This is a genomic window from Devosia sp., assembly GCF_028290645.1.
Taxonomy (GTDB): domain Bacteria; phylum Pseudomonadota; class Alphaproteobacteria; order Rhizobiales; family Devosiaceae; genus Devosia_A.
Genome location: NZ_JAQGJL010000032.1, coordinates 1 through 11967, shown reverse-complemented (window position 1 = coordinate 11967; position 11967 = coordinate 1). Strand labels below are relative to the sequence as shown.

Genomic DNA, 11967 nt, shown 5'->3' with positions numbered 1-11967 from the left:
CAAGGCGGCCCGCCGCCTCGGCATCACTCCCCTCTACCAGGGCGAGGACTTCACCGGCGCCGCCGACAATGGCCGGCTGGCCTATCAGGACGAAGCCGGCCTGCTCGACCTGCCGGCGCCCGGTCTCATCGGCCCGCACCAGTTCGAGAACGCGGCGCTCGCCATTGCCGCCGTACGCCATTTCGGGCTGCCGGTCACAGAGGCCCAGATCGCCAGCGGCCTGCGCAACGTCTATTGGCCGGCCCGGCTGATGCCGCTCAAGGGCAAGCTCCGCGACCTGCTGCCCGCCGGCGACGAACTGTGGCTCGATGGCGGGCACAATGCCCATGGCGCGGCGGCCCTCGCCGTGGCGCTCGAGGAGATGCAGGCAGCGCGCCCCAAGCCGCTGGTCATTATCCTCGGCATGATGAACAACCGCACCCCGACCGATTTCCTCGCCCCGTTCAAGGGCAAGGTCGCGAAGGTCTATGGGCTCGGTATCCCCGGCGAGCAGAACGCCCACTCGGCCGCGACCATTGCCGGCGCGGCCAAGGGCGCCGGCTTCGATGCCGAGGCGAAAAGCTCGGTGATCGGAGCGCTCAAGTCGGCCGCCGGGATCCCCGGCGCCCGCGTCGTCATCTGCGGTTCGCTGTATCTCGCCGGGGACGTGCTCTATCGCAACGGTACCCCGCCGGTCTGACACTGCCTCAACGCGTTTCCCAGCGATAAGGGCGCGAGGCACCGGCCTCCGCCGGCAAGTTACGCCGCGAACTGATCCAGCCACTTGATCAGCTGCACCCGCGATTGCCCGGCGCCGACCTTGAAGTCGGCCGGCTGGCCGTCCTTGAACACGATCAGGGTCGGCATGGCGCGGACATTGTACTTGACCACCGTGGAGGGGTTCCCGTCGACATCGAGCTTGACGATCTTCACCTTGCCGGCGAGTTCGGTCGCAAGGTCGTCGAGGATCGGGTCCATCGCCTTGCAGGGCGGGCACCACTCGGCCCAGAAGTCGACCAGCACCGGCTCCCTGGCGCCGAGCACTTCGGCATCGAAATTGGCATCGTTCACGCGCTGCGCCATGGCCATCTCCATCGTTATTTGCCGATGAAAGCTACGCGGAGTCGCCGGACGAGGAAAGGCACGGCATTCCAGCCCAGTGCCGGAAAAGAGAAACGCCACCGGCGGTGCCGGCGGCGTTCTGGGTAGAAATGGCGAGTGTCGCGCCTTGTCAGGCAGCGTGGCTCTCGAGCCACTTCGCAAGCCCGGCCTTCGGGGTGCCGGCGCCGATCTTCATGTCAGCGGCCTCGCCGCCCTTGAACAGGATCATCGTCGGGATGGAGCGAACGCCGTACTTCACGGTCGTATTCGGGTTGTCGTCGACATTGAGCTTGACGATCTTCACCTTGCCCTGCAGCTCCGCCGAAAGCTCTTCGAGCACCGGGGAGATGGCGCGACACGGGCCACACCACTCGGCCCAGAAATCTACGAGCACGGGCTCTTTGGAGGACAGGACTTCCTCGCCAAAATTGGCGTCGGAAACGTGGGTTGTCATTGGATTGCCTTTTGGGTTTGAAAGCGGCGGTCTGTTTGGTCCAAAAGCTAGGTAGAGTCCAGTGTGACTTCAACGAACGTCACCGGATGGTGAACCCCCGCGCCGCCTCCGCCAAAGCAGCGTTGGGCAATTTTAGCAGCGATTCCAAGCTAGTCCAGAGAATAGCCGCAGCGACACTCCGTCCCGGGAACAGCTGTGTTGCAACGAGCGCATAGAGCGAAAGCTGCATAAGATAAGCGGGCTTAACCGCTCCCGGTTCCATCACCGGATCGGCATCTGACTTGAAGTCGACCAGGAGGACCTCCCCGGGGCGAACGACGATGCGGTCGATCCGGCCCGCAATCCTCACCGACTCACCATTCCGCTCCGCCGTGGCGAGGAACGGCACCTCGGCCCGGCTGCCCTCGGCGAAGAGGAACTGGAGTTCCGGTTTGCCGAGGATCGACAGGGCCTTGCCGGCGACCACGGCGTGCTGCGCCGGCGCATCGGGCAGCAGCGCCGCGGCGGCCTTGAGGGCGACGGCGGGGCGCCCTGCCGGCGCCACCCGGCCCAGATGCTGCAACAAGGCGTGCAGCGCCGTCCCGCTCTGGCGCGCCGTCTCCGGATCGAGGCTCTGCTCCAGCCGGGTCGCCAGCGTCTGCTGCGGGTCGGCCGGCAATTCGAGGGCCGATGGCCGGAGGATGCGGCGCGCCCGGTGGGCCGGCAGCGGTGGCAAGCGCAACTGCTGGTCGCCTCGGACTCCGGCGTTCCCGCCCGGCATCAGCGGGGCCGGCAACGCCCGCTCGCGGGGATAGATCACCGCGCTGACCGTACCTTCGGCGTCCGTGACGGTCTCGCCATGCGGGGCGAGCCCCTGTTCGATCGCCTCGTACCAGCTTCCCTCGATCTTGCCCTGCTTGGTGAGGTAGCCGGTGATGTAGAGCTCGTCCTCGGCCCGCGTCATCGCGACGTAGAGCTTGCGCCAATATTCGGCCTGTTGCGCCTCTTCGGCCGCCTGCTTGTGCTCCATGGTCTGGGACACATGCATGTCCTTGGACGAGGCGTGGATGAACAGCGGCGGCCGCGAGCGCATGTAGATGGCGCGCCGGTCGCGACCGCGCTCGGTGCTCGCCGCATCGGCGAGGATGACGATCGGCGCCTCAAGCCCCTTGGCCCCATGCACCGTCATCACCCGCACGCCCGCGCCGCCTTCGGCCAGCTCGCGCTTGATCGTCACCTCGCGCGAGCGGAGCTCGGCAAGAAACCCCAGCAGCGAGGGCTGGGCCGACTGCTCGTGCAGCAGCGCGAGGTCGAGGAACTGCGCCATCACGTCGTCGATCTCGCTGCCGAACCGGGCCCGCATCCGCCTGAGGCCGCCGCCCGCGTACAGCACGTCGGCGTAGAAGTTGAACGGCCGATCGAAATCCAGCCGGCTGCGCCAGGCCCTGACCTGCTCATGGGCGGCGCGCACGGATGGAATTGAGGATTGCTCCAGCGCCCGCCACAGCCACTGGCCTTTTTCGCGCGGCTGCGCCACCGCCAGCAGGTCGTCTTCGGTGACCTCGAACAGGGGCGAGCGGAGCAGGGCGGCGAGTTGCAGGTCGTCGGCCGGATTGCTGAGCACGTCGCCCAGCGCCATCATGTCGAGCACGCCGATATGGGTGGTGACCGCGAGGCGATCCGCGCCCGGCGTCGGCACGCCCTCGCGGATCAGGGCGCGGATGATCTCGTGGAACAGCACGCTGCGGACCTGGACGAGGATCAGCACGTCGTCGGCCCGCACCGCCCGCCCGCGCGGCCCCAGCGGCCGATTGTCGGCGATCCAGGACTTGATCGTCTTCGCGATGCGTTCCGCGACCTGCCGCTGCGCGCTCCTCGTTACCGCATCGGGCGGCAGCGTCGGCCAATTGTCGGGGTCGGTCTCCTCGGCGCTGTCCTTGATCGGCGGCCACAGCGTCACCATGCCGCCGCCCTCCGCACGCGCCGTCTCGTGGAGGAGCCCTTCGTCCTCCAGCGCTCCGGCTTGGAGGTCGGGTCGCTTGAACACCTGGTCCACCGCGGCCAGCACATTGGGCAGCGTACGGAAGCTGTGGCGCAGCGGCACATGGTCGACCTCGACGTCGACCGCCTTGGCACTGAAGGCATATTTGCGGCCGGCGTCGATGAACACCTCCGGCTCGGCGCCCTGGAACGAGAAGATCGACTGTTTCTGGTCGCCCACCGCGAAGACGGTCCGCGGCCGGTCGGCGGCGCTGTCGCCGAAGAAGAAATCGTCGACCAGTGCGCCGATCACCTCCCATTGCTGCGGATTGGTGTCCTGGCCTTCGTCGACGAGGATATGGCTGATGCGGGCGTCGAGCTTGTAGCGCACCCACAGGCCCTGCGCCTCGTTCCTGAGCAGCGCCGCCAGTTTTTCGATCAGGTCGTCGAAATCGAGCAGCGAGCGCGCCCGCTTGGCCTGCTCGTAGTGCGCCGCGATCGCCGCGACGATGTCGAGCATCGCCTCGCTGCGCTCGACCAGTTCCGCCGCACTGAGCTTGTGGTTCAGCCGCTCGAGCCGCGCCCCCTCGGCGACCACCCGTGCCGCGACATCCGGGATGAGCGCCGCCGTCGCCTTCTTGATGAGGGTCTTCCGCGCCGTGCGGTCGGCCTGGGTGAGGAATGCGTCGAGCAGCGCCTCGGGGTCCGGCCGTGCCGGATCGATCTGGCTCAGCCGGTCGACGAAATCGGTACCGCCCGGATCGGGCCGCACCAGCGCAAAGATCGAGGCGTGGTCGTCCGCACTGAGCCCGTAGCCCGCGGCGATCTCGGCCAGCACGTCCTCGATCGTGCCGACATCGCCGACCAGCCGGCGCAACTCGCGTTTGGCTGCTTGCGGCTGCGCCAGCACGCGCCGCAGCGTCCGCTGCTGGTTCAGCGCCTCGACGATCGAGGTCTCGATCTGGAAATCGCTGAGTAGCCCGAACAGCGTCTCGACCGCTCCGGCAAGCCCGCTGCCGCGCAGTCCTGCCGCCAGCACGGTCTCGCGCGCCTCGAGCAGCATGCCGTCCCGCACGTGCTCCTCGAGCACGGCGAAGTCGAACGGCACCCCCGCCTCGCGCGGAAACCGGTGCAGCACGCTCTCGCAGAACGCATGGATGGTCTGGATGCGGAGGCCCCCCGGGGTCTCGAGCGCATGGGCGAACAGCGATCGGGCCCGGCTCCGCATGGCCGGATCGGGCGGGATGCCGCCCAGTGCCGTGAGGTCGTCTGCCAGCTCCGCCTCGCTCGCCAGAGACCACTTGCCCAGCCGTTCGGCGACGCGGCCCCGCATCTCGGCTGCCGCCGCCTTGGTGTAGGTGAGGCAGAGGATCTCCTCGGGCTTCACGCCGGTGAGCAGCAAGCGCAGGACGCGGGCCGTCAGCACATAGGTCTTGCCCGAGCCGGCATTGGCCGTCACCCACACGGACCGCGCGGGGTCCGACGCGTTGCGCTGGCTGGCGACGATCGGCTCCGGCATCGGAGCAAGCAGGCGGCGCGTCATGGATCGTCCACTCCCGCCGTCAGGGTCCATTCGTCGGTGCGGGCCAGATGGTCGTAGTCGCCCGGATAGGACTTGCGGCCGGTTTCCACCCGCGGCCGGATGCGCGCCGCCATCGGCAGCTGGTGCAGCAGGAACGCATCGATGTGTCCCTGCGTGCGCCGCACGATCTCGTCCACCGCCTGCATCAGGCTCATGCCGCCGCGCAGCTTGAACGGCTTTATCTGGAACGCGGCCGGGCCCAGCCCGATCTTGATATAGGTGAGCGCCGAGGTATCGCGGCTGGGCATGTCGGGGAAGGCGCCGGCCTTCGCCATCGCCGCCTCGAGCAGCAGTTGCGGCGCATCGAATGCCATCATGTCCTTGGGCTGCGGCACCCCGCCGGTCTTGAAGTCGATGATCTCGAGCGTGCCGTCCCGCTTTACGTCGAGCCGGTCGGCCTTGCCCACGAGGACGAAGCCGTCGAGCGTGGGAAAGACCCACTCGCCCTTCCTCTCGGCCGCACGCTCGACGATATCGGCGTCGCGCTGCCGTTCGTATTCGAGGAACTGCCGCGCCGCCCGGTCGAAGCGCTTGAGCCAGATGTCGCGGCGCTCCTTGATGGCGTCGAGGCCGGCGAAGGCCTGCTGCGCCATCGTCATCATCGCGCCGAGCGCCTCGGGCGACTCGAAATCGTGCCCCGCCTCGACGAAGCGCTCGAACACCCCGTGGATCATCGTGCCGCGCTCCCTGGCGCTCGGCTCGGTGCCCAGGGGCTCGAGCCGCTTGAGGCCGAGCACGTGCCTGGCATAGATGTCGTAGGGCGAGCGCATCAGCGGTTCGACCTCGGTGATGCTCAGCCGCCGCGGCCGGATGCTCGCCGGCGGATTGGGCGCCGGCCGCTCGGCCGGGCGCGGAATGCCCGCGTAGTCGATCGCCTGCGCCTCGGCGAGCCAGCGCTCGCCCCGCTCGCGCAGGGCCTTGCTCTCCGCTTCGCCCACGAATGCGTCGATCCGCTGCAGCAATGGCGACGGCAGGGCGGGTGACGTGCCGATGCGCGCGGCATAGGCGATCAAGACCTCGGCGTTGCCCACGGCCATGGCGAAATCGTGCGCCGCCTGGCCCTGCTGCCGCTCCGGCGGCTCGAGCCCGATGCCGATCCGCATGCCGCGGCTGAGCCATGGCCCGGGATCGGCCACCGGCGGCCAGATGTCTTCGTTGATCCCGGCGAGGATCATCAGATCCGGGCTCTGGAGCCGCGCCTCGAGCTCGCCCCAGATGTGGATGTCGTCGCGTTTGGCCCCGGGCGCCTGGGCCTTGGTGCCGGCCAGTAGCGCCGCCAGCACGGCGTCGAGATTGGTCGGCGGGAACGGCGCCCCGGAGGGTCCGAGTGCCGCCACATCCTCGGTCCAGCGCCGGAACTCCACCATCCCCGGCAGGTCGGCGCCGCCCGTCAGGGCGTCCATGGCGCCGGAGAGCACCGTCGCGAGTTCGACCGCCGAAATCTGTGGCGTCTCCCCGAGCGCAAGCATCGGCGCCATCGCTTCGCCGAGCCGGTTCAGCAGCTCGTGCAGCTCTTCCTTCTCGGTCAGGGCATGAAGCCCCGCAAGTCCGGGCAACGGCCGCTCGGCCCGCAATTTCAGATCGAGCTGGTCGGTGAGCTGTCGCACCGCGAAGCGTTCGAGCCCCAGCGTGACCGCGCCGTTGCGCAACAGTGCGATGGTGTCGACCGGCGCATAGTTGCCGGCCGCCACCGCCAGCACCTGGCGCGCCAACCGCCCGGCGCCCGACTGGTAGAGCGGCGTGCCGGCCGCGTCGTCGACCTCGATCCCGTGCCGGTTCAGTTCTACGGCAATGCGGCGGGCCAGCGTCTGGTCGCGCGACACGATGCCCACGGTCTTCCGCTCGACCAGCGCGGCCCGCGCCGCGAGCGCGATCGCCCGCGCCTCGAGATCGGCGCTGGGCGCCGCCAGCACGCTCATTCCGGCCAGCGCCGCCCCCACCGGCAGCGCCGCGCGCCATTCGGCCCAGGCCGGCGTCTCCGCCGCCGGCGCCAGCGCCGCCCGAACCACAGTCGTACGGGCATCGTCGCCCGCCAGCTCACGCACGTCGGCAACGCCCGCGCCGAGGCCGCGCAACAGCTTCATCAGTCCGTATTGCGGATGCCCCTCCATCGTCTCGCCTTCCAGCATCCGCTGGTGCTGCGTCGCACTGAACGATGTGTCGAGCCCCGGCAGCACCAGCGCTCCCCGCGGCAGTCCCGCGATGGCCCTGAGCAGTGCGGCGGTCGCGGGGATCGAGCCGGTCGATCCCGCGGCGATCACCGGGCGGTCGCCGTAGAGATATGCCGCTGCCGCCGCCTGTCGCAGCAGCCGGTCGTTGCGCGCCGCCGCCGCATCGATCTTGCCGCCGGCCTCGAGGATGGCCGGCCACGCGCTGAGCACCACGTCGAGAAAGTCGAGAATCTGCTGCCAGTTGTCGGCGAGTTCGGCCGGCACCAGCTCCTTGAGCTTGCTCGCCGCGACGGCCTCAATGGTCAGGTCGTCGATGACGCCGCCCAGCGAATCCGCGAGCCAGAACACCTCGGCCGCATTGGGCGGCGTCGAAAAACTCTCCGACCGCTCGACGAATGCCCGTACCAGCCGCGATAGCGTCAGCCGCCGTTCCAGTGGCGAAGCCACCGGCTTTGCCGCCGGCGCGTCGAACGGTGGCAGGAACGGCTCCTCGTCGGCGGTCTCCCCCCCGAAGGTGCGGATATCGGGCAGGAGCACCGTGCCGCCCAGGCGCTTTGCGAACTCCTCGGCGAGGACGTACCGGGCGCGCCTTGTCGGCAGGATGATGGTGATGTCGCTGAGCCAGAACGGCCCCTCGCGCGGCCAGTCGCCCAGCAACGTACCATCGAGCACCCGCTCGGCGAGCGTCGCGAGGAAGGGCGCGTGGGGAGCGATGGAATGGAGCGAGTCGCGGCGCATGGTCGGCGATTTGACTCGCTCAGGCCGGTGAAGTCCAGCGTGCTAGAACGCTCGTCCATCGGTGAACTGGATCGTCGCGCTGCGGCCCTCGCCACCGGGTGGAATGGCGAGCCGGATCGAGACCGTCGCCCGCTCCACAACCTCGTCCGAACGCTCCGGCCATTCGACGAGGACGATCGCTTCGGGACGGTCGAATAGCCCCAGTTCATCGACGTCGCGCGGGCCGCCGAGCCGGTAGAGATCGGCATGCAGCACCGGGGTGCCGTTGACCTCGTAGGGCTGCACCAGAGAGAAGCTGGGGGAGGGGACATCGAGCCGGTCGTCGCCGCTCAGAGTCCGGATCACGGTGCGCGCCATCGCCGTCTTGCCGGCCCCGAGATCGCCCTCGAGCAGCACCAGGTCGCCTGGGCGCAACGCCGCCGCAAGACGGCGGCCGAGGGCGGCGGTCGCTTCGTCGTCGGCGAGGAACAGGGTCTCGGTGAGGCTCATCCGCCTCCGATAGCCGAGGATGGCGCCCGACGCAAAGTCCTACTCGGCCGCGCCGGCCATCGCCGCGTCGCTGGGGAGGCTGACGATCACCCGCGTGCCGCGCGGCTCGCGCCGCTCGACATTGATGGTGCCACCATGGAGGTTGACGAAAGCCCTGACGATCGAGAGCCCCAGCCCGGCGCCGCGTTGGCGTGCCGCGCCCGAAAGCGCATCGTTGCGATCGAGCAGCGCGATGCGCATCTCCTCGCTCATCGGCGCGCCCTCGTCCTCGACGATGAACTGGATGCGCCCGGTGCGCCCGCTCACCGTCAGCCGCACCTCGCCGCCCGGCTCCGAGAAGCGGGCGGCGTTCGAGAGGAGGTTGTAGAGTACGTTGATAATGCGCGCCCCGTCCGCAACGAACGGCGGCAGGTCGGGCTCGATCACCACCTTGAGGTTGAGCGAGCGCTCCCCGTCGATGTCGGGGAAAGTCGCGGCGAGCCCGGCGCGGGCCTTGTCGACCAGTGCCACCACGTCCTGCGGCTCCGGCTGCAGCTGGGCGATCCCCGCATCGACCGTCGCGAGGTCGAGGATGTTGTCGATCAGGACGCCGAGCGTGGCGCTCGAGGCCCGGATATAGTTGGTGTAGCTGTGCTGCTTCTCGTTCAGCGCCCCGGCGGCGCCCGAGGCGAGGAGGTCGGCAAAGCCGATGATATTGGTGAGCGGCGAGCGCAGTTCGTACGAGACGTTCTGCACGAACGCGTCCTTCAGCCGGTCGGCGGTGATCAGCGCCTCGTTCCGCTCCTTCAGCACGCGCTGGTAGTTGGCGCTCTCGGTGACGTCGAGGAAGGTCATCATCGTCTGCCCGTCGGGCAGGCGCACCACCGCATAGTCGATCAGCTTGCCGTCGGCCCGGGTGATCCGACCCTGCCGGTCCGAGCGGGTGGGGTTGAGGTCGATGATCGAGCGCTTGAGGTCGCGCCAGATCGTCGCCCCATCCTCAGGCAGGGCTCGCGCCGCCGCTTCCGCGATCTGGTCGATATGCGGGTTATCGCTGAGGAGGTTCGCCGGCAGCTTCCACAGCGTGGAGAGTTTCGGATTCGACAGCGTCAGCCGCCCGTTGGTGCCGTACACCGCCACGGCTTCGGAGAGCGCGTTGAGCGTCGAGCGCTGCACGTCGAGCACGGCCTTGTGCTGGCTCTTCAAATTGAGCTGGTCGGTGATGTCCTCGAAGACATAGATCACCCCGCCCTTGGGCCCGGCCGGCGCGGCGATCACCTGCACGCTGCGCCCGTCGGGCAGGTGCCAGGGCTCGAGTTCCTTGGGCACGCGCAGCTGGTACGAGGCGAGGTGCCGCGCCCGCCAGCCCTGGTAGTCCGGCTCGTTGGGCAGCTTGCCGTCGGTGCGGAGCTTGTCGAGGATGGCGCGCTCGTCCATGCCGAGCTTCAGCCAGTTCGGGTCGATATCCCACAACAGGCAATAGGCCCGGTTGAACTGCACCAGTTCGCGGTTGGCGTTGAAGATGGCGATCGGCGAGGCGAGCGCATCGATGATCGCCGACAGGTGCGACAGCCCGGCCTCCCGCGCCGTGTCCTGCCGCGCATGAAGATAGCCCGCGGACCCGCCATTCACCGGAAAATCGACGACTTCGAAATCGCCGATCTCGCCCAGCGTCACCATGGTGCTCTGGGACTTGCGGGCATCGCCGAGCACGGCGCGGTTGCGCTGCAGCAGGCCGAAATCGATCAGCTCCGCCGGCTGGCTGTCGCTGGTCTTGCGGCCCAGCGCCCGCGCCAGGTCGTGATAGGCCGCGTTGGCGAACACCAGCCGCCCCGCGCTGTCGCGGAGGAAGGCGGGCTTGCCGAGGCTCGCCAGCACCGTGCGGGCGGTGGAATAGTCGGTAGCGGCTTGCGGGGCAGCAGAGGTCGTTGCGGCGGTCGAGCCGATCTCGCCCGCCGGCTGCGTTCCCGCCGGCCGCAGACGCAGCGCCGCGCCGTTGCCGAGCAGCGAGCCCGAGGCGCGTACCACGCGGCCATCATTGGCCCTGAGCGTCATATCGAAGCCGCGCCCACCGACCCGCAGCGTCTCGATGGCCCGGTCGATCCGGTCCGCGTCGGCCTCGCCCAGCCAGGAGCCGAAATCCAGCACCGCCTCGGCCCGGCGGCCGGGCGGCAGCAGCGCCGAGGCCTGGCCCAGAAAGCGCGGGCCCTCGCCGGTCTCGGCCCACAAGACGATGATCTCGCGACCGCCCGACAGCAGCGCCTCGTACTCGTCGACCCGGGCGCGGAGGCTGGCGATCTGCTCGGCGGCGCGCTGCCGGGCCATCCGCCCGTCGCGCAGCATGCTGCGCACCACCGCCATGGCGAGCAGCCCGAAGGCCCCGGCGCCGAACGCGATGGCGACCGGCGCCGCACCCATGACGTTGGTGACCGTTATGCCCTGGGCAAGGGCAGGCGACGCGCTCAACAGGGTTGCCAGACTCGCTGATAGACCCGCGAATCCCCAATCGTTCCGGACCCTATCCGGCGCCATATACTGCCCCTAACCGATTTGCTGTTCATCGCCGCCACGGAGTGGACGGCGAACACCGCACTTGCTGCCGCGCCGAGCCCCAGTGATTCGCCGCGCATCCGGCCGGTCAAAAACGCGTAACCGCCGAATCACCAGACATTACCGGGCCGGGAATCGCGCAAAAAGAGTCTAATTGTATGCGAACAGCGGGGAATGACCCATGATGGGGAGTTGACCCGAGTCCGAACAGTGAACGCTTCGTTAACGCGCGGGTGATTTGCGGGGGAATATTTTTCCGGGTGAGCACTGCCCCTCACCCGTCTCGGCTTCGCCGAGCCACCCTCTCCCTCAAGGGGAGAGGGGACGCATGGGCACCATCACGCCCCTCTTCCCTCTCCCCTTGAGGGAGAGGGTGGCCGCGTAGCGGCCGGGTGAGGGGCAGTATCGATCAGTACCGATACTGCCCGGACTTGAACGGCCCGTTCGGGCTCACCCCGATATACTCGGCCTGCGGCTTCGAAAGCTTGGTCAGCTTCGCGCCGAGCTTGGCGAGGTGCAGCTCCGCCACCTTCTCGTCGAGATGCTTGGGCAGCACATGCACTTCATGCGCCAGCGTCTCGCCGTTGGTCCAGAGCTCGATCTGCGCCAGCGTCTGGTTGGAGAACGAGGCGCTCATCACGAAGCTCGGGTGGCCGGTGGCGTTGCCGAGGTTGACGAGGCGGCCTTCGCTCAGCAGCACGATGCGCCGGCCGGCGGCGATCTCGACGATGTCGACCTGCGGCTTGACGTTGATCCACTTGAAGTTGCGCAGCTCGGCAACCTGGATCTCGTTGTCGAAGTGGCCGATATTGCAGACGATCGCCATGTCCTTGAGATTGCGGATGTCGTCGAGGGTGACGACGTCCTTGTTGCCGGTGGCGGTGACGACGATGTCGGCGCGGTGCGCGGCATCGGCGAGGGTGACGACCTCGTAGCCGTCCATCGCCGCCTGCAGCGCGCAGATC

Annotated in this window: 7 protein-coding genes and 1 pseudogene; 1 reads left to right on the top strand and 7 read right to left on the bottom strand. The window is 68.7% G+C overall.

Annotation, left to right across the window (positions count from 1 at the left end; all coding sequences use genetic code 11):
- Positions 1-679, top strand: a pseudogene (locus tag JWQ89_RS02005) (bifunctional folylpolyglutamate synthase/dihydrofolate synthase); the annotation flags it as partial.
- A 59-nt stretch (positions 680-738) separates the two neighbouring features.
- Here the strand turns inward: JWQ89_RS02005 and trxA (JWQ89_RS02000) are convergent.
- The 7 genes from trxA (JWQ89_RS02000) to JWQ89_RS01970 all read right to left on the bottom strand — a co-directional run.
- Positions 739-1062 carry a thioredoxin gene (gene trxA, locus JWQ89_RS02000; protein ID WP_299637960.1) on the bottom strand — a complete coding sequence of 108 codons (324 nt, stop codon included), beginning with the start codon at positions 1060-1062 and terminating at the stop codon, positions 739-741.
- 148 nt (positions 1063-1210) lie between these two features.
- Positions 1211-1534 (bottom strand): thioredoxin, encoded by a 324-nt coding sequence (gene trxA, locus JWQ89_RS01995; RefSeq protein ID WP_055876218.1) that lies wholly within the window; start codon positions 1532-1534, stop codon positions 1211-1213.
- Between the two features lie 79 nt (positions 1535-1613).
- On the bottom strand, positions 1614-5036 hold the full coding sequence (addA, locus tag JWQ89_RS01990; RefSeq protein ID WP_299637958.1) for a double-strand break repair helicase AddA: 3423 nt from the start codon (positions 5034-5036) through the stop codon (positions 1614-1616).
- On the bottom strand, positions 5033-7984 hold the full coding sequence (locus tag JWQ89_RS01985; RefSeq protein ID WP_299637957.1) for a PD-(D/E)XK nuclease family protein: 2952 nt from the start codon (positions 7982-7984) through the stop codon (positions 5033-5035). Before JWQ89_RS01985 ends, addA begins: the two co-directional genes overlap by 4 nt.
- Before the next feature lie 42 nt (positions 7985-8026).
- Complete coding sequence (gene tsaE / locus JWQ89_RS01980) at positions 8027-8473, bottom strand: tRNA (adenosine(37)-N6)-threonylcarbamoyltransferase complex ATPase subunit type 1 TsaE (protein WP_299637955.1); 447 nt, start codon at positions 8471-8473, stop codon at positions 8027-8029.
- 39 nt (positions 8474-8512) lie between these two features.
- Positions 8513-10918: a PAS domain-containing sensor histidine kinase gene (locus tag JWQ89_RS01975; protein WP_299637953.1), complete on the bottom strand. Its 2406-nt coding sequence runs from the start codon at positions 10916-10918 to the stop codon at positions 8513-8515.
- Positions 10919-11411: 493 nt separating this feature from the next.
- Positions 11412-11967, bottom strand: a 556-nt coding sequence (locus JWQ89_RS01970) for an adenosylhomocysteinase (RefSeq protein WP_299637951.1), incomplete at its 5' end; no start/stop codon positions are given.

Coding starts and splice junctions, on each gene's coding strand:
- addA (WP_299637958.1), bottom strand. CDS start 5,036: ATGACGCGCCGCCTGCTTGCTCCGATGCCGGAGCCGATCGTCGCCAGC.
- tsaE (WP_299637955.1), bottom strand. CDS start 8,473: ATGAGCCTCACCGAGACCCTGTTCCTCGCCGACGACGAAGCGACCGCC.
- JWQ89_RS01985 (WP_299637957.1), bottom strand. CDS start 7,984: ATGCGCCGCGACTCGCTCCATTCCATCGCTCCCCACGCGCCCTTCCTC.
- trxA (WP_055876218.1), bottom strand. CDS start 1,534: ATGACAACCCACGTTTCCGACGCCAATTTTGGCGAGGAAGTCCTGTCC.
- trxA (WP_299637960.1), bottom strand. CDS start 1,062: ATGGCGCAGCGCGTGAACGATGCCAATTTCGATGCCGAAGTGCTCGGC.